The sequence below is a fragment of the Sulfurifustis variabilis genome, from assembly GCF_002355415.1.
Taxonomy (GTDB): Bacteria; Pseudomonadota; Gammaproteobacteria; order Acidiferrobacterales; family Sulfurifustaceae; genus Sulfurifustis; species Sulfurifustis variabilis.
On sequence record NZ_AP014936.1, the window covers coordinates 3,839,902 to 3,865,884 of the forward strand.

At 66.0% G+C, this 25,983-nt stretch carries 23 protein-coding genes; 12 read left to right on the forward strand and 11 right to left on the reverse strand.

Annotation, left to right across the window (positions count from 1 at the left end):
• Positions 1-47 precede the first annotated feature (47 nt).
• The 6 genes from SVA_RS18680 to SVA_RS18705 all read right to left on the reverse strand — a co-directional run bounded on the left by SVA_RS18680 (position 48) and on the right by SVA_RS18705 (position 7,004).
• Positions 48-1,118, reverse strand: coding sequence for a glycosyltransferase (locus SVA_RS18680; protein WP_096462649.1), 1,071 nt, complete (start codon positions 1,116-1,118; stop codon positions 48-50).
• A complete protein-coding gene (locus SVA_RS18685) occupies positions 1,115-2,218 on the reverse strand; it encodes a glycosyltransferase family 4 protein (protein WP_096462650.1) in 1,104 nt (367 codons plus the stop codon). Before SVA_RS18685 ends, SVA_RS18680 begins: the two co-directional genes overlap by 4 nt.
• A 578-nt stretch (positions 2,219-2,796) precedes the next feature.
• Entirely contained in the window at positions 2,797-3,894 is a 1,098-nt protein-coding gene (locus tag SVA_RS18690) for a glycosyltransferase (RefSeq protein ID WP_197703289.1), read from the reverse strand.
• Complete coding sequence (locus tag SVA_RS18695; RefSeq protein WP_096462652.1) at positions 3,891-4,877, reverse strand: glycosyltransferase family 9 protein; 987 nt, start codon at positions 4,875-4,877, stop codon at positions 3,891-3,893. Before SVA_RS18695 ends, SVA_RS18690 begins: the two co-directional genes overlap by 4 nt.
• A gap of 83 nt (positions 4,878-4,960) precedes the next feature.
• Positions 4,961-5,665: an FkbM family methyltransferase gene (locus SVA_RS18700; RefSeq protein ID WP_169924189.1), complete on the reverse strand. Its 705-nt coding sequence runs from the start codon at positions 5,663-5,665 to the stop codon at positions 4,961-4,963.
• A gap of 52 nt (positions 5,666-5,717) precedes the next feature.
• A complete protein-coding gene (locus tag SVA_RS18705) occupies positions 5,718-7,004 on the reverse strand; it encodes an O-antigen ligase family protein (RefSeq protein ID WP_096462654.1) in 1,287 nt (428 codons plus the stop codon).
• Positions 7,005-7,339: 335 nt separating this feature from the next.
• On the opposite strand from SVA_RS18705, the gene SVA_RS18710 reads away from it, so the two are divergent.
• From SVA_RS18710 to SVA_RS18745, 8 genes are all read left to right on the forward strand, one after another.
• On the forward strand, positions 7,340-8,296 hold the full coding sequence (locus SVA_RS18710; protein WP_096462655.1) for a glycosyltransferase family 2 protein: 957 nt from the start codon (positions 7,340-7,342) through the stop codon (positions 8,294-8,296).
• A gap of 133 nt (positions 8,297-8,429) precedes the next feature.
• Complete coding sequence (locus SVA_RS18715) at positions 8,430-9,554, forward strand: glycosyltransferase (RefSeq protein ID WP_269456957.1); 1,125 nt, start codon at positions 8,430-8,432, stop codon at positions 9,552-9,554.
• A complete protein-coding gene (locus tag SVA_RS18720) occupies positions 9,551-10,663 on the forward strand; it encodes a glycosyltransferase (RefSeq protein ID WP_096462657.1) in 1,113 nt (370 codons plus the stop codon). Before SVA_RS18715 ends, SVA_RS18720 begins: the two co-directional genes overlap by 4 nt.
• A 54-nt stretch (positions 10,664-10,717) precedes the next feature.
• Positions 10,718-11,335: a sulfotransferase family protein gene (locus SVA_RS18725; protein WP_096462658.1), complete on the forward strand. Its 618-nt coding sequence runs from the start codon at positions 10,718-10,720 to the stop codon at positions 11,333-11,335.
• Between the two features lie 94 nt (positions 11,336-11,429).
• Positions 11,430-12,536, forward strand: coding sequence for a glycosyltransferase (locus tag SVA_RS18730; RefSeq protein ID WP_197703290.1), 1,107 nt, complete (start codon positions 11,430-11,432; stop codon positions 12,534-12,536).
• A 234-nt stretch (positions 12,537-12,770) separates the two neighbouring features.
• On the forward strand, positions 12,771-13,853 hold the full coding sequence (locus tag SVA_RS18735; protein WP_197703291.1) for a glycosyltransferase: 1,083 nt from the start codon (positions 12,771-12,773) through the stop codon (positions 13,851-13,853).
• A 6-nt stretch (positions 13,854-13,859) separates the two neighbouring features.
• On the forward strand, positions 13,860-14,513 hold the full coding sequence (locus tag SVA_RS18740; RefSeq protein ID WP_096462661.1) for a sulfotransferase family 2 domain-containing protein: 654 nt from the start codon (positions 13,860-13,862) through the stop codon (positions 14,511-14,513).
• Between the two features lie 121 nt (positions 14,514-14,634).
• Entirely contained in the window at positions 14,635-15,576 is a 942-nt protein-coding gene (locus tag SVA_RS18745; RefSeq protein WP_148665561.1) for a hypothetical protein, read from the forward strand.
• Between the two features lie 114 nt (positions 15,577-15,690).
• Here SVA_RS18745 and SVA_RS20260 read toward each other — a convergent pair whose 3' ends face one another.
• Genes SVA_RS20260 through glnE form a run of 3 tightly spaced genes read right to left on the reverse strand, consistent with a single transcriptional unit; the run spans position 15,691 to position 19,694 of the window.
• Positions 15,691-15,867 carry a zinc-finger domain-containing protein gene (locus SVA_RS20260; RefSeq protein ID WP_420823897.1) on the reverse strand — a complete coding sequence of 59 codons (177 nt, stop codon included), beginning with the start codon at positions 15,865-15,867 and terminating at the stop codon, positions 15,691-15,693.
• A 55-nt stretch (positions 15,868-15,922) separates the two neighbouring features.
• Positions 15,923-16,846 carry a branched-chain amino acid transaminase gene (locus SVA_RS18755; RefSeq protein WP_096462663.1) on the reverse strand — a complete coding sequence of 308 codons (924 nt, stop codon included), beginning with the start codon at positions 16,844-16,846 and terminating at the stop codon, positions 15,923-15,925.
• 7 nt (positions 16,847-16,853) lie between these two features.
• Positions 16,854-19,694 carry a bifunctional [glutamate--ammonia ligase]-adenylyl-L-tyrosine phosphorylase/[glutamate--ammonia-ligase] adenylyltransferase gene (gene glnE, locus SVA_RS18760; protein ID WP_169924192.1) on the reverse strand — a complete coding sequence of 947 codons (2,841 nt, stop codon included), beginning with the start codon at positions 19,692-19,694 and terminating at the stop codon, positions 16,854-16,856.
• 104 nt (positions 19,695-19,798) lie between these two features.
• Between glnE and SVA_RS18765 the strand changes: the two genes are divergently transcribed.
• The gene (locus SVA_RS18765; RefSeq protein ID WP_197703292.1) at positions 19,799-20,440 is read left to right on the forward strand and encodes an O-methyltransferase; all 642 of its coding nucleotides are present in this window, start codon (positions 19,799-19,801) and stop codon (positions 20,438-20,440) included.
• 104 nt (positions 20,441-20,544) lie between these two features.
• Here the strand turns inward: SVA_RS18765 and groL are convergent, their stop codons facing one another.
• Positions 20,545-22,188 (reverse strand): chaperonin GroEL, encoded by a 1,644-nt coding sequence (gene groL, locus SVA_RS18770; protein ID WP_096462666.1) that lies wholly within the window; start codon positions 22,186-22,188, stop codon positions 20,545-20,547.
• Between the two features lie 38 nt (positions 22,189-22,226).
• Positions 22,227-22,517 (reverse strand): co-chaperone GroES, encoded by a 291-nt coding sequence (groES, locus tag SVA_RS18775; RefSeq protein ID WP_096462667.1) that lies wholly within the window; start codon positions 22,515-22,517, stop codon positions 22,227-22,229.
• Positions 22,518-22,818: 301 nt separating this feature from the next.
• Here groES and SVA_RS18780 point away from each other — a divergent pair, with 301 nt between their 5' ends.
• Genes SVA_RS18780 through SVA_RS18790 form a run of 3 tightly spaced genes read left to right on the forward strand, consistent with a single transcriptional unit; the run spans position 22,819 to position 25,973 of the window.
• The gene (locus tag SVA_RS18780; protein ID WP_096462668.1) at positions 22,819-23,364 is read left to right on the forward strand and encodes an ankyrin repeat domain-containing protein; all 546 of its coding nucleotides are present in this window, start codon (positions 22,819-22,821) and stop codon (positions 23,362-23,364) included.
• 24 nt (positions 23,365-23,388) lie between these two features.
• On the forward strand, positions 23,389-23,697 hold the full coding sequence (gene cutA / locus SVA_RS18785) for a divalent-cation tolerance protein CutA (protein WP_197703486.1): 309 nt from the start codon (positions 23,389-23,391) through the stop codon (positions 23,695-23,697).
• Positions 23,694-25,973 (forward strand): protein-disulfide reductase DsbD, encoded by a 2,280-nt coding sequence (locus SVA_RS18790; protein WP_096462670.1) that lies wholly within the window; start codon positions 23,694-23,696, stop codon positions 25,971-25,973. Before cutA ends, SVA_RS18790 begins: the two co-directional genes overlap by 4 nt.
• Positions 25,974-25,983: the final 10 nt, after the last annotated feature.

Here is a 25,983-nt window from a genome sequence, read left to right on the forward strand (position 1 = left end):
GCGCCTTGCCACGCGCGGTGAACGTCCGCGAATCGGGCGCTCGGCCCTCAGCGTTCTTTCAGCCGATGGTACAGCGCAAGATAGCGGTCAACCACGCGATCCTGAGCCAACGCAGCGGGCGGCTCGACACGTCGCCGTCCCGCCGCCCCGAGTTCCCGCCGGGCCGTATCGTCTCGGAGCAGTCGCTTCAGTGCGCCGGCAAGCAGTGTCGGCTGCTCGCAGGGCGTGAGGATCCCGTCCCGCCCGTCCGCGATGAGCTCAAGCGCCCCGTGGGTCGCAGTGGACAGCACGGGGACTCCGTGGCTCCACGCCTCGAGAATCACATTGCCGAGCGGCTCGTGGCGAGACGGGCACACGAATACGTCGGCCAGCGCATAGTACGGTCCCGGCTGGTTCTGCCAGCCGGCCCAGTGCACGCGGCCGGCGATCCCGAGTGCTCGAGCCTGCGTCTCGAGCGATGCGCGCTGGCTGCCATCGCCGACCACCACCAGGTCGATAGGTCGTCCTCCCGCTGTCGGTGGGAGCTTCGCAAACGCGGCGAGGAGATCATCGAACCCTTTTTTCGCGATCAGCCGACCTACTCCGAGCGTGACCAGTGCATCGCCGGGTATGCCGAGCTGCTCGCGAAGCGCCACCAACTCCTCGCGAGCCGCCGGCGCGGGCGGCTCAATGAAGTTCGGAATGTGGTATACCCGCCGTGCAGGAAAACCATTATCGCGCAGGTAGCCGCAGATTGCCTTGCTGTTGCCGACCCACGCATCGGCGTGCCGATAGCCATCGAGCTTGTAAAAGCCCCCCAGACGTGCAACGTGGACGATGCCGCTGCCTCTCACATGCGTGAGCCGCGTCGCCCGACCCATGTATGTCTGCACGATGGCCGGCGCCACCTCGCGTACGCGGCGCGAGACCTGGAAGCGTGAAAGCGGGTCCCACACGGTACGCATCGGGGCGTGAAGAAGCGGAATGCCGGGAGGGACGTGCGGCACGACAGGTCCGTCGCGGCGCACGAGCGCAATAACCGGCTCGCCACGCTCGTGAAGCGCCTTGATGAGGCGCAGATAAAAACGCTCGGCACCTCCGAATCTCTTGCTGCCGATGACGTGAAGCGTCTTGATCACGCCGCGCGCCGCCGTTCGGCCAACCCCCGATACACCCGCAAGTTCCCCTCGACCATGGCGTCGATCGAGAACTCCTCCTCGACGATGCGACGCCCGGCCGCGCCCATGCGCCGGCGGCGCCCGGTATCGTGCAGGAGCTCGAGCATCGCTTTCGCAAGCGCCCGCGCGTCACCGGGCGCAACGAGGCGGCCGTTCACCCCATCGCGCACGACCTCTGGGATGCCGCCCGCCGCCGCGGCGACGATGGGCAACTGGCAGGCGGCGGCCTGCAGGAGGATCACGCCCAGTCCTTCGAGGGTCGCCGGGTGGACGAGCAGATCGAGGCAGGGCAGCAGACGGTCGAGATCCTCGCGAAATCCCACGAAGCGGATCTGTTCCGTCAGGCCGCGCCGCGTCACTTCCTCGCGCAGCCGCGACTCGAGCGGGCCGCGACCGAAAATCAGAAAGCGTGTCGAAGGAATGGCCGTGAGCACGTGCGGTGCCGCTTCCAGCAGATAGCGATGGCCCTTGCGCTCGATCATCTGCGCCGCCATGCCGACGACGGGCGAATCGGGCGCCAGGTTGAACGCCTGGCGCCAGTCGGGCCATCGGCAGCCGGGACGAAATCTTTCGGTGTCGATCGAACTGTGCACGGTCTGCACTTTGGTCCCGCGCACGCCTTCGCTCAGAAGGACCCTGCGAACCGCTTCCGAGACCGTGACGACGTGGTCATACAGGTCGTACTTGAGCCGCACGAGCATTCGCGGCTCCGGATTGTCGACCCGCCGCGTGAGCACGCACCGGACCTGGGCCAGCCGGCCGGCGATCCCGCCGAGCACGTCGGCACCCCGGCGGCTGTGAAGGTGCACGAGCGTCGCATGCTCGGCGCGCAGCACGGCCCGCAGGCGACCGATAAAGCCAACATCGAGGTCTCCTCGCATCGGCAACGCCCGCACCTCCGCCACCTCGGCGGCCGCCTGCGCGATCGCGCTGCCCTCCGGGCAGACGAGGATGTTGCGCACACCGCGTGTCTTCAGGCCGCGCAGGAGATAGTAGACCTGCAGGGGACCGCCGTAGAGGTGGCGGCCGCTTTCGACATGCACGACGGTGAACGGGATCATGCGGGCGCGAGCGGTTGCCGGGCAGTGGCGAACATGTCGTCGGGCACTAGTCCTCTGCATTCATCCCTGAACACTGCCGCACCATTCGCCTGTCATCCGCGTCGGCGGAGAACTGCGGACTTACCAGCATCGGTCGTTGCTCGGCATCCGCTCTCAAGCATGGATGGAACAAAGGTCATCCGCCGCCACTTTGTCCCGCAACGCTGCTCAAGCCCATAAGGACGTTCCCTAAAGCGGCTGGGGATAGATAGACAGCGGTCTTCGGCTGGTGTCGTCGAGCGCCGGGTCCCGCTTGATGGAGGTCGATTTGAGACCGGCGCTCGGATGCCGGCGATGAAGAACTCGTATTCGAGAAATCCCGTACCGGGATTCACCGAATATCAGCGGGGCCTTCCCGGCACCTTGGGCGAGCGTTCGTTAATGGGTAACTCCCCCTCCACCAGAACCTTCGGACACCCCGAGGTCTGCGGTGCAGCGCGCGTCAGGTGTGTGGCCGTTCGCTACGGCGATGCGCTGCAGCCGATCAGTCGACGGGTGGGTACCCTCCCCCCGATCTCCGGCCGAGTGCTTTTGCGTCCTCAATCGAAGTTGGTCGATGCCAGCAACCCCCGATACACCCGCAAGTTCCCCTCGACCATGGCGTCGATCGAGAACTCCTCCTCGACGATGCGACGCCCGGCCGCGCCCATGCGCCGGCGGCGCCCGGTATCGTGCAGGAGCTCGAGCATCGCTTTCGCAAGCGCCCGCGCGTCACCGGGCGCAACGAGGCGGCCGTTCACCCCATCGCGCACGACCTCTGGGATGCCGCCCGCCGCCGCGGCGACGATGGGCAACTGGCAGGCGGCGGCCTGCAGGAGGATCACGCCCAGTCCTTCGAGGGTCGCCGGGTGGACGAGCAGATCGAGGCAGGGCAGCAGACGGTCGAGATCCTCGCGAAATCCCACGAAGCGGATCTGTTCCGTCAGGCCGCGCCGCGTCACTTCCTCGCGCAGCCGCGACTCGAGCGGGCCGCGACCGAAAATCAGAAAGCGTGTCGAAGGAATGGCCGTGAGCACGTGCGGTGCCGCTTCCAGCAGATAGCGATGGCCCTTGCGCTCGATCATCTGCGCCGCCATGCCGACGACGGGCGAATCGGGCGCCAGGTTGAACGCCTGGCGCCAGTCGGGCCATCGGCAGCCGGGACGAAATCTTTCGGTGTCGACGGCATCGCGTGCCGTCTGTAGCTTCGCGAGGGGGACGCCTTCGCCCAGCAGGACCTTTTGAATCCCTTCCGAGATGGTGATGACCCGGTCATACAGGTCGTACTTGAGCCGCACGAGCATTCGCGGCTCCGGATTGTCGACCCGCCGCGTGAGCACGCACCGGACCTGGGCCAGCCGGCCGGCGATCCCGCCGAGCACGTCCGAGCCCCGCCGGCTGTGGAGGTGCAACAGGGCCGGTTTTTCCGTGCGTAACAGCCGCCGAAGTCGAACCATGAAGCCGAGGTCGAGGTCTCCTCGCATCGGCAACGCCCGCACCTCCGCCACCTCGGCGGCCGCCTGCGCGATCGCGCTGCCCTCCGGGCAGACGAGGATGTTGCGCACACCGCGTGTCTTCAGGCCGCGCAGGAGATAGTAGACCTGCAGGGGACCGCCGTAGAGGTGGCGGCCGGTCTCCACGTGTACGATCGTCATCATGCGCGCACGAGCAGCTGACGTGCGATCGCGAGGACCTCTTCGGGTACGATCTCCCGCATGCAGGTGTAGGCGCCGCCGCACGTCGGGCTGCGGTGGCAGGGGGAACAGGGCAGGGCCTTGTAAAGTACAACCGTCTTGTCAGAGTCGGTCACCCGATACGGGCAGGTCGAACCGAAGAGGGCGATGGTCGGAGTGCCGAAGGCGGTGCCCATATGCATGAGGCCGGTGTCGACGCCGACGAGCAGGCGCGCGCGCTCGATCAGCGCCGCCGCCTCGCGCAGGGTCGTCCGGCCGGTTGCGTCGAGAACGAATTTCGCGGAGCGAGTAATCGCGTCCGCGGCCGTGCGGTCACCCGGACCGCCGAGCATGACGACCTTCAATCCGAGCTCATCCTGCAGTCGCCCTGCGAGAGCAGCCCACGAGGCGTCGAGCCAATGCTTCTGTGGACGGGTTGTGAACGGACAGATCACCGCATAGCCTGCTCCGAGCGAGTGCTTCTCGATGAAACGCCGGGCGAAATCGCGATCCGCCTCGCTCAGCGCGACGTGCATCTCGTAAGGTTCGGCCGCAAGCCCGAGCACCTCTGCAAGATGGCGGTACTCGGCCCCAATCCGCGTCTCACCCTCCGGCTTATCAATCACGCGGGTCATGAACACACGACTCCCCTCCTTCGAGCCAAGACCCACCCGCTCGCGTGCCCCGCTGAGCCGAGCCCAGACGCCACTCTTCATCAGGCCCTGAAGATCGAGCGCGAGATCGAATCGCTCCTTACGCAACCCCCCGATGAAGGACATCGCCTCGCGGAGCAAACTCCACCAACGCCCGCCTCGCAGCAACCGCCGCCATTCCCCGCGCGGCCAGACGATCACCTCGTCGAGCGCCGTATTGGCCTGCAACAAGGCGGCGGCCTCGGGCTGGACGAGCCAGGCGAGATGCGCCGTAGGGTACCTGGCCCGCAGTGCCGCGATCAGCGGCGAGGCCATAATCACGTCGCCGATTGCGCTCAGGCGGATAATCAGTATTGACGGCGTGCCCGCGGGAGCCGAGGAATTGGTGCGGCCCGAGTTTAGTTGCTGATGTTCCAGAACGAGTACTCGTTGCAGGTGGCCGATATCCAGGAAATCCGAAAACCGTGAGCCCTGAGCAAACGAACGGCCTCTTTCGTCTTGCGGGCACCGATGGTGGGAAAGCGGTGGTGAAACTCGACCAGCAACTGACGGACCGGAATACGTTCCTCGAGTAAGTCCTGCAACACATCGTACTCCGCTCCTTCGATGTCCATCTTGAGGATATCGATCCGGTCGTGGCCGAGCTCTCGCATAACGCTCCTCAGCCGACGAGCGGCAACTCGGTGTGAGGGTGTCTGACCCGGAATGCGCGCCTGCAGCGTGCTGCATTTGCTGCCGGGTACGGGAGCGAAAAAATCGACAGTTCCGTCTTTGTCGGAGATCGCCACCGGCTGGTAACGAAAGCGCCCGGGCAGAGACTGCCGGGCGATCCATTCAGCCGTTTCAGGGGTCGGATCGAAGGCGTACACGCGCACGCCGTACCGTTCGATCAGCGACAGATCGAAGGACACGTCATCGCCAATTCCAAGCGAATAGACGATGCTGTCCCCCGTGACGCCCTCCGGGCTGATCGCCCAGCCGCACCTTTCCGAGCCGTGCCACTCGACCGGCCGGTACAGATCGCGCGTATAGAGGACGCCCTTGCCTTGCAGCCACCGTGCAATGGCGCGCAAGCGTCGGCGAAATTTCTTTGGAAGCTTCAACTGTGGATCCATGGGAACCACGAGAGCCGGCCCCCTTCGAACGCTGATGATATCAAGACTCGGATTGCGGCGGCGCGCCAGGTTTACCGCTCGCCTGCCGCCCGGACCAAGCGGTGCTGTACGCCATGGCGCTCAGCAGGATGATGAGAAAGCGCACCTCACTGGTCGGCCGGAAGTTGGCCGTAGCCCAGATCGCGGCAACAGCGAAGGCAGCGGCTATAAAGACGAACGAGTCGGTCGCCAGTCTCCCTGCGCGAACCGCGTGCCAAGCACTTCGCCCCATCAGCCACAGCGCTGCGCCGAAGATCGCCATACCGAGCAATCCCAACCTGACAAGAATCTCAAGATACGTGTTGTGCAAGTGCCCGATGCCTTCCGGCACCGACTTGATGGTCGGTGCCACGCGGGTTCCGGGGCCCCAACCGAACAATGGGCGTTCACGCCAGCGCTCGATCCCGTGTCGCAGGAGCTCCACGCGTATCTCGACGGGGTCGTCCGCCACGTCGTGCGCGTGATCCGAGGTACGGCTCAGGGCTTCCGCGCTGTGTAGATACTGCGTATATCGAAGCCCGATGACGTCCCGGTTCACGAACAGGACGAAGATTATGGAACCGCCGACGACCGCCAGAGCCAGCAAAGTCCGGGCGCGTGAGACAGGAAACCCCTTTTTGTAGGCTTGCGAAATCGTCAGCAGGGCCGTCACCGAGCCGATGACCACCACGGCGATCCAACTGATTCGCGATTGGGTAATCAACAGCATCTGGATAACGAGCGCAAGGATGCCGACCCAGAGCACGAGCCGCGCGAGCGCCGCCCAGCGCGGCCGGTAACCCCCGAGGAACCGCGGAGCAAAGCACGCGAGGCCGACCGCCGCTACCGCACTGAACAGGCCGGCCTGTGGAATTCCGTAGCCGAAGCCCGCCCGCATGCCTTCGATCAGCAGGGACAGCTCGGTCCAGTCCTGCCTTCGGGCCGCGCCCAGAAGGAAACCGATGAGTGCGACGCCGGCGAGCGCGGGAATGGCCCGCGCATCCAGCCATCGTGCGACGAAAACGAAAAGCCAGACGCCTGTCCAGGTCGCCGCGAGATCCAGCTGTTCGCTGGCTGTTTCCGGGAACTCGTAGATGGCCCAGGCGGTCCGCAGGGCGATATAAATCAGGAACAGCCCGAGCAGGCGCACCATGGGATCCCGCCACAGCGACCCTGCCCGGAGGGGCGGGCTCAGGACGAACGCACATACCATGGAAAACAGGCCAATGCCCGCGAGCGTCGTACTGAAGAAGCCGCCGATGGCAAAGGCGTACAGCCCGACGATCCCCAGTCGCTCGCTGGCCGGCATGGGCGGTTGCGAACGGGAAAGCAGTCGGTCGAAAGAGCGGATATGGATCAAACGAGAGTCTGCGCTGCGAAATTCAGGTCACGCGCACCGATCGATCGTGTGGTTCACGCCAACCTGCGTCCTACTCAACCGGATGCCGGCAGAGTCGGCCGGCGGGAAACGGAGGATGCCTCATAACACGGCTGAGATCGAGCGGGGGTGGGGCGGCCGATCGGGAAACGGCAGGCGGGGCCTGTCGGAATGCACGATTCACGAAGCCGTTGCGCTGACGACGGCGTTGTCGGCGAGGAGCCGCGTCCGTTAACATCGCCCGCTCGACCCTCCTCCCAGGAAACATGCCCGAAGACCACTCAGCACCAGCCGGTTCGGCTCCCCGGGACTGCTCCTTCACCATTTTCATCCCGACCTACAACCGTGCCCACATCCTGCCGCAGGCGCTTGAAAGCGTCGAGCGGCTGACCACTCGCGATTTCGAAGTGCTGATTGTCGACGACGGTTCGACCGACCGGACTCGCGAACTCGTGCAGACATGGAGCGCGAACGCATCGTTTCCCATCCGCTACATCTGGCAGGAAAACCAGGGCATGCACGCCTCCCACAATACGGCGATCGCCAACGCCCGCGGGCGACTGTTCATGCGGCTCGATTCGGACGACATGATACTTCCCGAGGCGTTGGAACGCATCAAAACGCACTGGGATGCGATCCCGGACGACCGGAAGCCAGAGTTCGCCGGCGTGGCCGGCATGTGCCTCAACGAGGACGGAAGTGTGTCGGGCGATCGCTATCCCGAGGACGTCATCGATTCCGACTACCTCGAGATATTCACCCGCTGCCGCATGAACGGGGAAAGGCGCGAGTGCTTGCGCACCGAGGTACTGCGGGAGTTTCCCTTCCCGCGTATCGACGGGGAGCGGCGTTTGCGCTCCACACTGATCCTGCGGCGCATGGCGCACCGCTACAAAATCCGCTTTACCAATGAGTTGCTGCAGATCAACCGGCACGCAGCCGGCGGGATCACGGCCAACCGCTTCAAGTACCGGATGCTATACCCCAAGGGGCAGCGTCTTTTCTATCTCGAAGAGATCACTCTGAACGATCGCTACACTCGATTGAGGCGGCTTCTGCGCCAGCACAGGCAGTACGTCCGCTACTCACTGCACAGCGGGATAGGGGTCGGCCGTCAGGCGGCCGAGGTCAAGCACCGATTGGTATGGTTGGGCGCGCTTCCCGCGGGCGCGCTACACTGGTTGCGCGATCGCACCCGCCTGCGTTGGTGGAACAGGATTTGAGGGCCGAGGCGGGCGGGAAAATTGTCTCTCTGCCCTCTTCCCATTAACATACCCGGTCCCGTTCACGCCCATGGCCGGCCGACCCGGCGACTTTTTTGTCACCACGCTTCTTTGTCACCACGCTTCCCTCCCGATGACGAATCGCCCGGATCTTGCCGTACTGGTGGCATCGCTTTACGACGGAGGCGTCGGGAAGATGCGAGTGCGTCTCATGAACGAGATCGTGCGCCGCGGGTACACGGTCGATCTGGTGACTGCCAGGAGCGACAGTCCCTACATGAAGCAGCTGAGTCCCGCCATCCGCGTGGTGCCGATCGGGACGACGCATGCGCTGACCGGCGTTCCGGCACTCGCTCGTTACCTGTGGAGTACGCGTCCCCGCGTGATGTTGTCTCAGCGCACGCGGGTGAACGTGCTGGCCTTGCGGGCACGAACTCTTGCTCGATCCGGGACCCGAATGTTCCTGACCGTGAACGTGAATCTGACGAGCAAACTCGACGCCGTGGGAGGGCGCAAGAGAGAGAAAGGGCTGGCACAGCTGCGGAAGTACTTCCCGCGCAACGACGGCATCATCGCCGTGTCGCGAGGCGTGGCCGATGACGTTGCCCGACTGCTCGGCTGGCCGCCCGAGCGCATTCGTGTCGCCCCGAATCCGACAGTGACGCCGGCGATTTATGAGGCGGCCAAAATGCCGCTCGATCACCCGTGGTTCACATCGGGAGAGGTTCCGGTGTTCCTGGGTGTGGGCAGGCTCGTGCCCGAGAAGGATTTCGCGAACCTGCTGCACGCCTTTGCCAAAGTTCGTGCCACCCGTCACTGCCGATTGGTCATACTGGGCGAAGGACCCGAGCGACCGAAGCTGCTGGCGCTCTCCGCAAAGCTGGGACTGGCCGACGATGCACAGCTGCCCGGCTTCGTGGACAACCCGTACGCCTATATGGCGCGCGCGAGCGTGTTTGTACTCTCCTCGACCCGCGAGGGCCTGCCCAACGCCCTGACCGAGGCGCTCGCAGTCGGGGTGCCCGTGGTTTCGACCGACTGCCCCAACGGCCCGTACGAAATCCTGGAAGCAGGCCGTCACGGCCCCCTTGTACCCGTCGGCGACAGTGAAGCGCTCGCGGCGGCGATGACGGCTACACTTGAACACCCGACCGAACGCGCTGCGCGACAGGCGGCGGCGCAACGTTACACAGTCGAACGGAGCGCGTCCGTCTATCTGGAAGCAATGGGTTTCGCAGCGGCCGGCGCGGCCACATGAGGCGTCAGCCGGATCTCGCGGTTTTCGTCGCGTCGCTGTTCCACGGGGGCGTCGGCAAGATGCGCGTGCACCTGATAAACGAGATGGCCCGGCAGGGTCATCGCGTGGAACTGCTTCTAGCGGATCGCGACAGCCCGTACATGAACCTGGTCAGCCCGGAGATACGGGTCGTTCACGTCGGCACCTCGAACGCCGTCACAGGTATTCCCGCCATCGCCCTGTACCTGCTCCGCGCGCGGCCACGCGTGATGCTGGCCCAGCGGGTTCGCGTGAATGTCCTGTCGCTTCGCGCCCGCACCCTGACACGCGCCAGGACGCGGATGTTCGTCACCGTCAACACCAACATGTCGCGCGAGCTCGCTGCGCTGAAGCCGCAGAAACACGCTCGCCACCTCCACCTTCTGAAGAAGTACTACCCGCACAACGACGGCATTATCGCCGTGTCGCACGGGGTGGCGGCGGACCTTTCCCGGCTGATCGGCATTCCGTTGCGCCATATCGACGTCGCTCCCAATCCGACCGTCACCCCGGAGCTCGAGCGGATGGCGGCCGAGCCTCTGGACGATCCCTGGTTTGCCTCCGGCGAGCCGCCCGTGATCGTCGGCATGGGGCGGCTCGAGCCACAAAAGGATTTTCCCACCCTGCTCCGTGCCTTCGCGATCTTGCGGCGCAAACGCCGTTGCCGGCTGATCGTTCTCGGGGAAGGCAAGGAGCGGGAATCTCTGCTGCGGCAGGCGACGGAGCTTGGAATCGCCGAAGACGTCCGGTTTCCCGGTTTCGTGAAGAACCCGTATGCGTATCTCTCCCGCGCGGCGTTATTCGCGCTCTCGTCCGCATGGGAGGGATCACCCAACAGCCTGACCGAAGCGCTCGCGCTCGGCACCCCGCTCGTTTCGACCGATTGTCCGGACGGGCCTCGCGAGATACTGGAAAATGGTCACCATGGGCCGCTTGTCCCGGTCGGCGATGCCGACGCGCTCGCGGCGGCCATGACGACGACGCTGGAACGGCCACCCGACCGCAGACAGCTGCAAGCGGCGGCGCAGCGCTACACGCTCCAACGCAGCGCAACCGCCTACCTTCGTGCGCTCGGTCTGAGCAGCGACTAGTTGCTTCTCGCGGATGCGCGCACACGGACTCTAGTCTCACCGGGAACCGCTCGGATGAAAGTGGTCGGCATCGGTTTCGGAAAAACGGGCACGTCGACGCTGGCCACCTGCCTGCGCCAGTTCGGCTTTCGGCACAAGACATGGGACAAACGTCTCTACGACGCTTACGCGCGTGGCGACTTGCGCCCGATCAACGAAGCGTTGGAAGCGCACGACAGCTTCGACGATTGGCCGTGGCCCGTGCTCTATCGCGAGATCGATGCGCGTTATCCGGGCTCGAAGTTCATCCTCACCGTGCGCAAGGATCCGGAGACATGGCTTCGCAGCCTTGAAACGCATGCCCGCCGGCGAGCGGATCGTACGCGCATCTGGCGGATATACGGGCTCGAGCCCGATCATTTCGATTCGGCGAAGGTGCGGCAGCGCTATCTTCAGCACATCGACGAAGTGCACGCGTACTTCAAAGATCGGCCCAGGGACTTTCTGGAGGTTTGCTGGGAGGCGGGCGACGGCTGGGACAAACTCGCGGCGTTTCTCGAGATGCCCCTGCCGCAGATGCCTTTCCCGCATGCCTACAGAACGCCTGGCGATCGCGAGTTCGCCCTCAAGGAGTGGAGGCGAAGGTTCATTCCTCGCTTCATTCGGAAGCTGCTATGGCCCGAGCCATCTTGATCGTGCACTCCGCTCGGGTGCCCAAAACCCGCGCTGTCGGTCGTCCGCCCGGGCTCGTGCCGCTCGGTCCCGGCACCCGCCGCATTGCCTCCCGGTGACTCGCAAAGGCCGCCTCGCGGTGTTCGCCGCCACGTCGGGCCACAGCGGCGTAGACCGTAATCTCAAGAACCTGATTCCGGTTTTTGCAGCGCGGGGCGTCGCGGTGGATCTCCTGAACGTTCGCGGGCATGGTCCCCTGCTCGAAGACCTGCCGTCCCGCGTGCGCGTCATTGATCTTGGCGCTTCTCACGTCAACACGTGCTTTCCCGCGTTGGTGCGCTACCTGCGCCGCGAACCGCCGCCGATGCTGCTCAGCGACAAGGACAAGGTGAATCGCTTGGCACTCCTGGCCCGACGTTTCGCCGGCGCGCCCACCCGCATCGCCGTACGCCTCGGAATTCACGTCTCCACCAATCTGGCGGAGCGCGGCTGGTTGGATCGGACAATCCAGACCTTCTCCATCCGGCGCTTTTATCCCTGGGCGGACGTGATCCTCGTGCCGTCGCGCGGAGTCGCCGACGACCTCGCGGCACTCGGGAGGATGCCGCGCGACAAGATATCCGTCGTCCCCAACCCGGTCGTCACACCCGAGCTCGAAAAGCTGCTCGCTCAGCCGGCCGCGCATGCGTGGTTTGCGGATCCGGCTGTCCCGATCGTTTTGGGAGTTGGCGAGCTCGGCGCCCGCAAGGATTTCGAAACGCTCGTCCGGGCGGTTGCGCTCGTGCGGCAGGAGCGACGCTGCCGCCTGCTCATTCTTGGTCGCGGAAAGCAGCGCGATATGCTGGTCTCGCTCGGGACCGGCCTCGGGTACGGCGACGATCTCTCTCTGCCCGGCTTCGTCGCCAACCCGTACGCCTACATGAGCCGGTGCAGTGTCTTTGCCAGTTCCTCGCGTTTTGAGGGGTTCGCGAACGTGGTTGCGGAGGCGTTGGCCGTCGGCATACCGGTAGTTGCGACGGATTGCCCGAGCGGTCCGCGCGAAATCCTGGAGAACGGCCGCCACGGACGGCTGGTACCGGTCGGAGATCCTGTCGCGATGGCCGAGGCGATCAAGGCGACGTTGGCAGATCCGCCGAAACGCGCGACCCTGCAAGCGGCAGCCAGCCGGTACCGTGTTGCGCAGGTTGCGGACGAGTATCTTCGCGCACTGGACCTGGGTTGATTGCGGCCTGCACCGCGGCGCAAACGCCGGTGCTAAACTCCGCGGCTGGATTCGGTACTTGATCGGCCATTCGCGAAAGTCGACGCTTGCCTCATGAACGCTTGCAGCAAGAGAGGGGGACCAGCCCAAACGGCCGTCAGTCCAGCGACATCGGATGTGCCGCTCGCTGGTGCCGCCGATGCTGCACGGCCGGAACACCTTGCGATCTTTGTCTCCTTCTCAGGCGAGGGAGGCGTGGAGCGAATGATTCTCAATCTGTGCGCCGGACTGGCAGAGCGGGTGCGCCGCCTCGATCTCGTACTCGTACGGGCCGACAGCGCGCATGTCACCGACCTGCCGGCTTCCGTTCGAATCGTCAACTTGAACGCACGTCACACCTTCACTAGCCTGCTGCCGCTCGCGCGGTATCTGCGGCGCGAGCGTCCCTCGGTACTGCTCGCTGCCAAGGACCGGGCGATCCGGGTAGCAGTCGTGGCCCGAGTCCTCGCGCGCGTGCCGCTGCGGCTCGTCGGTCGGATCGGAACCACGGTCTCCGCTGCGCTGGCCGGGCGAGGCGCCTGGCGGCTCGCAGTCTGGCGTGCGGGCATGCGGCTCTTTTATCCGGGCGCCGATCTGATCGTTGCCGTCTCGCAGGGCGTGGCCGACGACATCGTGCATCTTGCGCAGCTTGCGCCGGATCGTGTGCGCGTTGTGCCCAATCCGGTGTGGACGCCGCGGCTCGAGCGCCTCGCCCGGGAAGCGCCGGCGCATCCGTGGTTCTCGGAGCCCTCCGTCCCGCTGGTCCTGAGCGCCGGGCGGCTCACGCGGCAAAAGGATTTCCCGACCTTGATCCGCGCCTTTGCGCAGGTGCGGGCGGAGCGACCCTGCCGGCTCATGATCCTGGGAGACGGCGGCCAGCGAGACGATCTGCTCGCGCTCGCGAAGCAACTCGGCGTTGCCGAGGATGTGGCGCTCCCGGGTTTCCAGGCCAATCCGTACGCCTACGTCGCGCACGCCTCGTTGTTCGTGCTCTCTTCGGTTTGGGAGGGGTCCCCAAACGTGCTCACCGAAGCTCTGGCGCTCGGCATACCCGTGGTCTCGACCGATTGTCCGAGCGGACCGCGGGAAATACTCGCGGGGGGTCGCTACGGCAAACTTGTGCCCACGGGTGATGGGGACGCGCTCGCGCGGGCCATGCTCGAGACTCTGGCGAACCCCCTTCCCCGCGACGCCCTCATGCAGGCCGCCCGGCCCTACTCGCTCGAGGCGAGCACTCGAGGCTACCTGGAAGCGCTCGCTATCGGTCCGCCCCCCTCCGTTGAATCGACGAGCGCATAAGACAAAATGCTCCTCTCGCATCGCCACCAGTTCCTCTTCGTCCACATCGCCAAGACGGGAGGCACGAGCGTGCGGGCGGCGCTTGCGCCGCTTCTGTGGCGCGACCCGCTCTTTTGGCTTGCGTACCCCTGCCGGCGCCTGAGCCACCTCAGCGGACACCGCACCGTCACCAAGTTTCCGCGCCACGCGAAAATCATCGCAGCCAAGGAGATGTTGCCGCACGAGGTATTCACCCGGCTCTTCAAGTTCGCGTTCGTGCGCAATCCGTGGGATCTCCAGGTCAGCTCGTACCACCACCTGAAGCGCGAGCGGCCGCACCTCGTCGCACACGTAAAGGACTTCAGCGACTTCGTGCGCTTCAAGCTCGACCCCGAGCGATCGTATGAATACCACCTCGATACGTCGATCGAGATGCAGTCGGACTACGTGAAGGACCTGTCCGGCCGCATCATCGTGGATTTCATCGGCCGTTACGAGCGCCTGGAAGAGGATTTCGCCCGGGTGTGCGACCGGCTGGGAATCGCCCAAAGGCCGCTGCCGCACAAGCGGCAGGCGAAGGACCGTGACGATTACCGCAGATACTATGACGAGGTCACCGCCGATCTCGTGGCAAAGCGCTTTCTGCCGGACATAGAGGCGTTCCGGTACAGTTTCGAATAGCATCGCCTACCGCTGTCATGCTCTCTTCCATTCTCCTTCCCATCGTCGCCGAGCCACCATGTCGCGCAACGTCGTCATTCATATAGGGCTGCACAAAACCGGCACGCGCTTTCTGCAGCGCATGGTCTTCCGGCAGCTCGATCCGGCGCGCTTCAACGTCAATCCGGACGAAGTGCTTGTGCCGATTCAAAAGGCGACACGCTCCGCAGCGAGCTCGGCGGCGGTGCGAGAGGCGGTGGCGACATGGCGCGCCAGCGACGATCAACGAACACTCGTGATATCCGAACCCCATATCTCCGGGGACATGTACAGCAGCCATCAGGACTACCGACAGAATCTCGCGCTCGTCCGGGAGCTGTTTCCGGAGGCCCGGATTGTGTTCTTTGTGCGCAAGCAGTCGGACTGGCTCCAGTCCGCTTACCGACAGCACCTGGTGAGGGGACGCGCGGTGCCGATCGAGGTTTTCCTTAACTTCTACGATGGCGAGTTTCGGCCGCGCATAGACCGTCGGGTCTACGGCAGTCGCAACATTGAAGCTCTGACATTGCGGTTCCTCGATATCTATCGCGCCTATGCCGAGGCTTACGGCGAGGAACGCGTGTTTCTTTTCCGCCAGGAGGACCTGAGCAAGCGGGGCAGCGCGGTCAAGCAACGCCTCGCCGACGTGCTCGGGCTCCCACGGCTTCCGGACCTGCCGCGCGAGCGATCGCAGAACCGCAGTTACTCGGCCCTCGCCATTTATCTCTTCCATCCCGGTGTGCGCCGGCCATGGCCCGCGCCGGGACCAGGCGATACGGGCCGTCTTCCTCCGAGGCGTTTCAGCTGGATCCGCCGCAAGCTGCGGCGCGCCAGACGTACGTTCATTCAATACGGCTTCGATCGGCTCATTTACAAGGATTGGGACCTTCTGGTCAAAGGCGGGATGCGGGAGCGCATCGATGCGCACTATGCGAAGGAGGAGGAAGAGATCAGAGCGATTGCGGAACGGTGTCTCCGGCCGGAGCTCGTGGTCCTGAGTGAGCCGCGTCGGCTCGAGGACGCAAACGAGCTGCCTGCAGCGTGATCCTCGATCCTGGGCCGGCGGACACTTGAGCTTTGCCCTCGGCGAGGAAAACCGTCTGCCGCCAGGCTTGGCTCTTTGACACGCGCAGAGCGCGCATTCAGCGAGCCCGCTCCACTAGTCGATAAGCACGTACACCGCGCCGCAGTACGGACAGCGCTCTTCGCCGCTCTCCTCGATCGGGAGGTAAACGCGGGGGTGCGAGTTCCAGAGGCTCATGCCCTTCATCGGACAGTGCAACGGGAGATCGGCGCGGCTGACCTCGTAACGGTTCTGGGCGTTCGGCTCGATCAGGCCGCGTTCGACGCCGGTGGCATGCGAGTGCGTGTCGCGAGTCACCTCTCCTCCCTCATGCGACCAACGTGAGCCATTCCGGGTGCGCGTCCCGCCGGCCGTGCACCTGGTCGAAATAGAGCGACTGCAGCGCCTCGGTGATCGGGCCGCGCGTGCCGCTGCCGATCGGCCGGCCGTCGAGCTCGCGAATCGGCGTGACCTCGGCGGCCGTGCCGGTGAAAAAGGCTTCGTCCGCGACGTACACCTCGTCGCGCGTGATCCGCCGCACCTGCACCGGTATGCCGAGCTCGGCGGCGAGGCGCATCACGGTATCGCGCGTGATGCCGTCGAGCGCCGAGGTGAGATCGGGCGTCGCGAGCGTGCCGTCGCGCACGATGAAGATGTTCTCGCCGCTGCCTTCCGACACGTAACCTTCGGTGTCCAGCAGCAGCGCCTCGTCGGCCCCGCAGGCGACCGCCTCCTGCACCGCGAGCATCGAGTTGATGTAGTGGCCGTTCGCCTTCGCGCGGCACATCGAGACGTTCACGTGGTGCCGGTTGAACGACGAGGTGCGCACGCGGATCCCGTTCACGATTCCGTCCTCGCCGAGATACGACCCCCAGGCCCAGGCGGCGACGACCACGTGGACCTCCAGACCCTTGGCATGCAACCCCATGCTCTCGCTGCCGTAGAAGCACATCGGGCGGATGTACGCGGACTCGAGCCGGTTCTCGCGTACCGCGCTGAGAATCGCACGATTGAGCGCTTCCTTCTCGTACGGAATTTTCATGCCGAGGATGTGCGCCGAGCGCCACAACCGGTCGGTGTGCTCGCGCAGACGAAAGATCGCCGTGCCGCGCGCGGTCTTGTAGGCGCGCACGCCTTCGAACACGCCCATGCCGTAATGCAGGGTGTGGCTGAGGACGTGCGTCGTGGCTTCGCGCCAGGGCACGAGTCGGCCGTCATACCAGATGACGCCGTCGCGGTCGGCCATGGACATAACGCTTCTACTCCCGCTCGAAAGTCTCGTTCCAGATCCCGGCCACGGCCTCGGGCAGCCCCTCGAGCTCGGCGAGAGGCACGCAGGCCCCGCGCTCCATGAGCTTCAGTCGGTGCTCCGCCGACAGGCAGCGGCGATAGGCGCTGGCTAGCAACCGCGCCCGCTCGTCCTCGACCAGGCCGAGGCGCGCGAGCGTTTCCAGGATATTGATGTTGTCCGTGTGGCGGGCGACGTCCGGATGGTCGTGCGCCCACCGCAGGGCCCAGTATTGCACCATAAATTCAATGTCTACGATACCGCCGCGGTCGTACTTTACGTCGAAGCCCTCGTGCGGCTGCGCGTGGCTCTCGGCGATCCGCGCGCGCATCTCGCGCACCTCGCGGCGCAGCGCGTCCGGGTCACGTGACCGGCACAGGATCTCTCGTCGCGCCGCCTCGAAGGCGGCCGCCACCGCGGCGCTGCCTGCAACGGGCCGCGCGCGCACCAGCGCCTGGTGCTCCCAGGTCCACGCTTCCTTGGATTGGTAGCGGCGAAAGGCCGGCAGGCTCGTGACCAACGGCCCCGCCTTGCCGGACGGCCGCAGCCGCATGTCGACCTCGTAGAGCACGCCAGCCGGCGTGCGCGTCGTGAGGATGTGAATGAGCCGCTGGCCGAGGCGCGCGAAGTAGAGCTCATTCGGAATCGCGCGCGCCCCGGTCGTGGTCGCGCCTTCGGCCTCCTCGTACAGGAAGATCATGTCAAGATCGGAGGCATAGCCCAGCTCGTGGCTGCCGAGCTTGCCGTAACCGATCACGGCGAAACCGGGCGGCGGCTCGCGCCCGCCGGGCGCGCCGTGCCGACGCTCGAGGTCGCGCTGCGCGATGGCGAGCGCGGCCGCAAGCACGACTTCGGCGAGGGTCGCGAGCTGCGCACCGACGCGCTCGGGGGCGAGGCCCGGGCCGATGTCGGCGGCGGCCACGCGCAGGAGTTCGGCGTTCTTGAACTCACGAAGCCGCTCCATCTGCGCTTCGAGGTCGTCCTCGGGCAGCGCCGCCAGCTGGTCGGTGAGATCCGCCTCGAGCGCGGCGCGGTCGGCGAGCGCGTAGAACTCGCGCGGATCGAGCAGCTCGTCGAGCAGGACCGGATGGCGGCTGATCCAGGCGGCGATCCAGGGGCTCGCGGCCGCGAGGTTCACCAGCTGCGCGCGGGCGGTCCCGTTCTCGATAAGAAGAGAAAGATACGCCGATCGCCGGCCTATGGACTCGATGATCTGGATCGCGCGCGCGAGCGCGACGCCCGGTTCCCGCGTGGCGGCGGCGTCGAGCAGGAGGAGCGGCAGCAACCGGTCGAGGCGCGCACGCCCTTCGGTCGAGAAACCGCGGTAAACCGGTCCCTCGCGCAACCCCTTGAGGAGAGCGAGCACCGCGGACGGATCGCCGTAGCCGGCCTGCTCGAGGATCGGCGCCGCGCGCTCGGGCTCGATCTGCCCGAGCCAGACGGGCACGAGCCCGCGCCCCTCGTCCGCGGGCCGCGCGGCCGGCTCGCCGCCGAGCAGGGCCGTGAAGTGCTGGTGAACCCGCGCGCGGTGCGCCTCGAGCACGGCGGCGTACGCCGTCCAGTCGGCGAAACCCGTCGCGAAGGCGAGCCGTTCGCGCTCGAGCGGCTCGCTCGGCAGCGTATGCACCTGGCGGTCCGCCACCTGCTGCAACCGGTGCTCGCTTGTGCGCAGGAAGATGTACGCCTCTCGAAGCTCGTCCGCCACCGCCTGGGGCAGATAGCCGGCGCGCGCAAGCCGGGGCAGCAGATCGAGCGTCGCGCGCTCCTGCAAGGGGCGCTCCCGACCGCCGCGAATGAGCTGGTGCGTCTGGGCGATGAACTCGATCTCCCGGATTCCTCCCGGGCCGAGCTTGAGGTTGCCGGCCATCGCACGGCGCTCCACCTCGCGCTCGATCATCGCCTTCATCCCGCGGATCGCGTCGAGCGCACCGTAGTCGAGGTAACGGCGGTAGACGAAGGGCTTCAGGCGGGCGAGCAGCTCTTCGCCCGCCGCCCGGTCCCCGGCGCAGGCGCGCGCCTTGATGAAGGCATAGCGCTCCCATTCGCGCCCGTGCGTCTGGTAGTAGTGCTCCATGGCGTCGAACGACAGCACGAGCGGACCGCTTGCGCCGAAGGGACGCAGGCGCGTGTCGACGCGGAAGACGAAGCCGTCGGCAGTCGGCTCGTGCAGCGCGTTGATGAGCGATTGCGCAAGCTTCAGGAAGAACTCGTGGTGGCTGATCGTGCGGGGTCCACCGGTCTCGCCGTCCTCGGGATACGCGAAGACGATGTCGACATCCGAGGAGAAGTTGAGCTCGTAGCCGCCGAGCTTGCCGAGACCGAGCACGACGAGCCCCATCGCACCGCCGTCTGCCGCGCGCGGCTCCCCGTATACCTCGGCGGCCCGCCGGGCCAGCCAGTCGAGGGCGGACGCGAGACAGGCGTCGGCGAGTTCCGATAGCGTGGCGGTCACCTCGCTCAGGTCGGCGGCCCCGCCCACGTCGCGCCAGACCAGCCGCAGGTATTCCCGCCGGCGCAGAACGCGCAGCCGGTGCTTGAGCGCCGCCTCGTCCTCCGCCTCGGCGACGGCGTCGCGGACACGGGCGGCGAGGCTGCCCGGAGCGTAGCGCCGGTAAAGATCACCGCTGGCGAGAAGGTCGCGGACGGCGGCCGGGTCGCGGGTCGCGGCCTGCGCCGCGAACTCGCTCGCCGCAAAGACACGGGCGAGACGCCCGAGCCAGTCGAGCGCGAGCGGATCGCGGAGGGGCGGAAGCGCTTCCCCGAGCGCCTGCAGACGCTGCTTCACCGCCTCGCGGAGGGGTGCGGGCAGCACGCCCAGACCCGAAGTAAGGGCTTCAGCCGGCACGACCGACATAGCGCGTGGAGACAGGCCCGCGATCGGCAATAATGCGGCGAACCCCCGACAGGGAGCGGTCCGTGCAACCCATTGTTCCGCCTGAAATCGAGGCGTACTGCACCGCGCATTCCTCCGCGCCTTCGGCGCTGCTCGTCGAACTGCAAGCCTACACTACCCGGAACTGCGCAGATGCGCAGATGCTGATCGGGCCGCTGGAAGCGGCCTTTCTGCAGATGCTGGTCCGGCTCTCCGGCGCACGGCGCGTGCTCGAGGTCGGCACCTTCACCGGTTATTCCGCGCTCGCCATGGCCGAAGCCCTCCCGGCGGACGGGACGCTCCTCACGTGCGAGATCGACCCCGACCGGGCCGCGATCGCCCGGCGCTTTTTCGAGCGCAGCCCGCACGGCCGCCGGATCGAGCTCCGCCTCGGCGCCGCCCGCGAGACGCTCCGTGGACTGCCTCCGGACGATCGGTTCGACATGGCCTTCATCGACGCGGACAAGGAAGGCTATCTCGAATACTACGACGCGATACTCCCGCGTCTGTCCGCCGGCGGCCTGCTCGTCGCGGACAATACGCTGTGGTCGGGCGACGTCCTCGATCCGCAGCGACCGTCCGCCCGTGCCGTGGACGCCTTCAACCGGCATGTGCGCGAGGACGACCGCGTGGCGCATGTGCTCGTTCCCTTGCGCGACGGCGTGATGCTCGTTCGCAAGCGATAGCGGCACGACAAGGAGAAAGGACGCGTTTCCGGGAAACAGCACGCGAGACAAAAAGAAAGGCCCCGTTTCCGGGGCCTTTCTCGTTACCGCCTTGGACCGCAGGCTTACATCATGCCTTCCATGCCGCCCATGCCACCGCCGCCGGGCATCTTCTCCTCTTCCTTCGGGAGCTCGGCGACCATCGCCTCGGTGGTGATCATGAGGCCGGCGATCGACGACGCGTTCTGCAGCGCCGTGCGGGTCACCTTCGTCGGGTCGAGGATGCCCATCTTGAACATGTCGCCGTACTCGCCGGTCGCGGCGTTGTAGCCATAGTTCGCCTCCTTGCTGTCCGCGACCTTGTGGTACACGACCGAACCCTCGATGCCGGCGTTCTCCACGATCTGGCGCATCGGCTCCTCCATCGCGCGCAGCGCGATCTGGATGCCGACGTCCTGGTCGTGGTTCTCGCCCTTGAGCTTCTGCGCCTTGATGGCGCTGACCGCGCGCACGAGCGCCACACCGCCGCCGGGGACGATGCCTTCCTCGACGGCCGCGCGGGTCGCGTGCAGGGCGTCCTCGACGCGCGCCTTCTTTTCCTTCATCTCGACCTCGGTGGCCGCGCCGACCTTGATCACCGCAACGCCGCCCGCGAGCTTCGCGAGCCGTTCCTGCAGCTTCTCCTTGTCGTAGTCGCTGGTCGCCTCGTCGATCTGGGCGCGGATCTGCTTGATACGGCCTTCGATGTCGGACTTCTTGCCGGCGCCGTCGATGATCGTGGTGTTCTCCTTCTCGATCACCACGCGCTTGGCGTTACCCAGCGCGTCGACCTGCGCGCTCTCGAGGTTCATGCCGACCTCTTCCGAGATCACGGTACCGCCGGTGAGGATGGCGATGTCCTGCAGCATGGCCTTGCGCCGGTCGCCGAAGCCCGGCGCCTTGACCGCGCACACCTTCAGAATGCCGCGGATGTTGTTGACCACCAGGGTCGCGAGCGCCTCGCCCTCGACGTCCTCGGCGACGATCAGGAGCGGCCGGCCCTGCTTCGCCACGCCCTCGAGGATCGGGAGCATGTCACGGATGCTCGAGATCTTCTTGTCGGTGATCAGGATGAGCGGATTGTCGAGCTCGGCGCTCATCGTGTCCTGCTTGTTGATGAAGTACGGCGAAAGGTAGCCGCGGTCGAACTGCATGCCCTCGACGATGTCGAGCTCGTTCTCGAGGCCCGAGCCCTCCTCCACCGTGATCACGCCTTCCTTGCCGACCTTCTGCATCGCCTCGGCGATGATCGTGCCGATCGACTCGTCGCCGTTCGCCGAGATGGTGCCGACCTGCGCGATCTCCTTCTGATCCGAACAGGGCTTCGAGATCTTCTTCATGGCCTCCACTGCGGCGATCACGGCCTTGTCGACGCCGCGCTTGAGGTCCATCGGGTTCATGCCGGCCGCGACGCTCTTCAGACCTTCGCGCAGCATGGCCTGCGCCAGCACGGTCGCCGTCGTGGTGCCGTCACCGGCGACGTCGGAGGTCTTGCTCGCAACCTCCTTCACCATCTGTGCGCCCATGTTCTCGTACTTGTCCTTGAGCTCGATCTCCTTCGCGACCGACACGCCGTCCTTCGTGACGGTGGGCGCGCCGAAGGCCTTGTCGAGCACCACGTTGCGGCCCTTGGGACCGAGCGTCACCTTGACCGCGTCGGCCAGGATGTTCACGCCGCGGAGCATCCGCTGGCGGGCGTAATCGCCGAATACGACGTCTTTAGCAGCCATTGTTCAATTTCTCCGTCTGTTCTATCGGTTTGCGGCGGTTAGCCTTCGATGATTCCCATGATGTCTTCCTCGCGCATGACGAGGAACTCGTCGGAACCGATCTTCACCTCGGTACCGGAATACTTCCCGAAAAGGATCTTGTCTCCGACCTTCACGTCGAGCGGCTTGACCTTGCCGTCCTCCAGGATCTTGCCGTTGCCAACGGCGATGACCTCGCCCTGGATCGGCTTTTCCTTGGCGGTGTCGGGGATCACGATGCCGCCGGCGGAACGGCGTTCTTCTTCGAGCCGGCGGACGATCACCCGGTCGTGGAGTGGACGAATCTTCACTTGTGTATCTCCTTTCTTTGCGACGTTGGCTTGGGCCGTCATGGATGAATTTCCTCCTGATTTGTCATGGAGTTGCGTCGCACGACGCGTGAAAACTGGCTATCGCATCCTTATGGATAAAATCCACGAGGAATTGTTAGCACTCCGTTTAGGTGAGTGCTAATGATAATTTCGAGCCCCGAGGTGTCAAGCGGCGCGATGCGCCGCCGCCGAACCGGGTACGGGCCAAGGGCCGAAGGGGCGAGTTAAATGCCCGATTCCGCTAGAATAATCGCGCCCTCCGGGCCGTCTTTCTCCGTAGATGAAGACCGCATCCTATTTCCTGGTCCCCCTGCTGTTTCTCCTGCCGCCGGCGACGCGCGGTGGGTTCGATGGCGATTTGCTCCAAGCGGCCGAAAACGGATCGGCCGCAACTGTGCTTCGGCTGCTGGAGACGGGAGCGCGGGTCGACGCCGCCAACCCGCGCGGGCAGACCGCGCTCATGCTTGCGGCCGGGCGCGGTCATCTCGAGGTGGTCGAGCTGCTGCTCGCGAAGGGCGCCGATCCGGATCTCCGCGATCGGGAAGGCGACACCGCCCTGAAGTACGCGGCCTGGAACGACGACGTCTTCGTCGTCGAAGCGCTTCTTGCGAGGGGCGCCGACGTGAATGCGGCGAGCGAGTTCAACGTGACGCCGTTGCGTGCTGCGGCCACGAGCGGCCACGCCGCCGTCGTGGAGGCGCTCCTCGCTGCGGGCGCCGACCCCCATGTCCGCGGGCGGGACGGTCTGACGGCGCTTTCCTTCGCCCAGACCCGCGAGCACCACGAGATCGTCCGCCTGCTCAGGCAGGCCGGGGCGAGGGAGTAGCCGCTGGCTCCGTCCGCGCATCAGATCGCCCTCACGACCGTACCGGATCGCGAAACGGCCGAACGCATCGCGCATGCCCTGGTCGAGGAGCGCCTGGCCGCCTGCGTCAACCTGCTGCCCGCCATGCAGTCGGTATATCGCTGGAAGGGAAAGACCCAGACCGCCACAGAGCACCTGCTGATCATCAAGACGAGGACGGCGGACTACCCCGCGGTCGAACGCCGGATCCGTGCGCTCCATCCCTACGAACTTCCCGAGGTCATAACGGTCCCAATCGTCGCCGGGCTGCCCGCATACCTCGCCTGGCTCGACAACCCGGACGGTACTCCATGATCAAGCGCCTACCCCTGCTGCTTCTGCTGGTCTCCGGCCTCGCGGCCGCGGCCGGTGAAGACGAGCTGCTCGAGCCCGATCAGGCGTTCGCGCTCACGACTCGGGCGGTCGATGCCTCGACCGTCGAGGCGAGCTGGCGCATCGCCCCCGGCTACTACCTTTATCGCGACAAGTTCAAGTTCGAGTCGCTCGACGAGCGCATGAAGCTCGGCGAACCGGTGATGCCGTCGGGAAAGCGCAAGGAGGACCCGTTCTTCGGCGCGACCGAGATCTACACGAAGGGTGTCTCGGTGCGACTTCCGGTGGAGGGCGCGGGCGGCATGACCGCGCGGCTGCGCATCACCGCGCAGGGATGCAACGAGCCGGTCGGCGTGTGCTACCCGCCCATCACGAAGGAGGTGGATGTCGCCCTCCCGGCGGCCGCGAGGCCGGCCACGGCGACGTCGCTGTCGGGCGTCCGCTCGCTCAAGGAGCTCAGCCGGACACTCGATGTAAACAGCGGCCAGCCGGAAGTCGTCGACCCGGAAAAGGCCTTTCTGGTCGACGTCGCTCCGATCGACTCGCAGACACTGCGCGCGCGCTTCACGATCGCCGACTGCTGCTACCTCTATCGCGACAAGACCAGCTTCGAGGTGGCCGGTGCCCGGCTCGGCGGCTACGAGCTGCCCAAGGGCAAGACGAAGAACGACGAGTTTTTCGGCGAGATGCAGGTGTACTACGACGGATTCGAGGTCCGCCTGCCGGTGGCCGGGCTCGCCCAGGGCGCGCCGGCCGTGCTCAAGGTCGGCTACCAGGGGTGCTCGGAGAAGGGTGTGGCGATCTGTTACCCGCCCGCCACGAAACAGTTCCAGTTGAGCGCGGTCAGCGGGACGATCGCGGTCGCGCCGCTCGGCGCGGCTTCGGGCGGCGCGCTGGCGGCGACACCGGCGACGTCCGCCGCGAGCGACATGCCCGGGGCTCCCGGCACGCCGGTGAGCAAGTACCTGCTCGCGATGCTCGCCGCGTTCGGAGTCGGACTGCTGCTGACCTTCACGCCCTGCGTGCTGCCGATGATTCCGATTCTCTCCAGCGTCATCGTGGGGTCCGCAGCCAACCGCAACATCACCAAGCTCGAGGGCGGGATGCTCTCGCTCGCCTACGTGCTCGGGACGGCGGTGACCTACACGACGGCCGGCGTCATCGCGGGAGCGACCGGCGAGCAGCTGCAGGCCTACTTCCAGAACCCGTGGATACTCGGCACCTTCGCCGCGCTCTTCCTGGTGTTGTCGCTCTCGATGTTCGGCTTCTACGAGCTGCAGATGCCTTCCTTCATTCAGAGCCATCTGCATCACCACTCGCACCACGTGCACTCCCGCTTCAAGCACCTCAAAGGCGGCGCATTCTTCGGTCTCTTCGGGATGGGTCTGCTGTCCGCGCTGATTGTCGGCGCCTGCGTCTCGCCGCTCTTCATATCGGCGCTCGGCGTGGCGATCGCCAACCGCGACCCGCTGCTCGGCGGTCTCATCATGTTCGCGATGGCGCTCGGCATGGGCGTGATCCTGATCGGCATCGGGGTCGGCGCGGGCTTCCTGCTGCCGAAAGCCGGTCCATGGATGAACAAGGTGAAGCAGGCGTTCGGCGTGCTTCTCATCGCCGTCGCGATCTACCTTCTCGGCTTCATTCCCGAGGTGCCGGTCCTGTTCCTGTGGGCGGCCCTTTTCATCGTGGTGGCGGTCTACCTCGGGGCCACCCAGAGCCTGCCGAAGGACGCGACCGGCCTGCAGTACCTCTGGAAGGGGGTGGGGACGCTGCTCCTGGTGTGGGGCGTGCTCGCGCTGATCGGAGGCATGGCCGGCAACCGCGACATCCTCTACCCGCTACCCGTCGCGCTGTACGGCCAGAGCGTCGCCGGAACGGGCCCCGCGCCCGCTCAGCCCCTCTTCCGGAGCGTGCGCACGGTCGACGAGCTGGAGGCAGGCCTGGTCGAGGCTCGGTCCGCGGGCAAGGGGGCCGTGCTCGACTACTACGCCACCTGGTGCACCGACTGCGTTCGCATGGAGAAATCGACTTTCCTCGATGCCCGCGTGCGCGAGGCGTTTTCGACCCGCTTCGTCGCCCTTCAGGCCGACGTGACGGATCCGAACGATCCCGCCGTGCGGGCGATGAAGCAGCGCTTCGGTGTCTTCGGGCCGCCGGCGATGCTGTTCTTCGGGCCGGACGGCGAGGAGCGCAAGGAGCTCCGCACCTACGGCTACAAGAACGCCGACGAGCTGCTCGCGCTGCTCGGGCGCGTCTGACGAGGCGCGC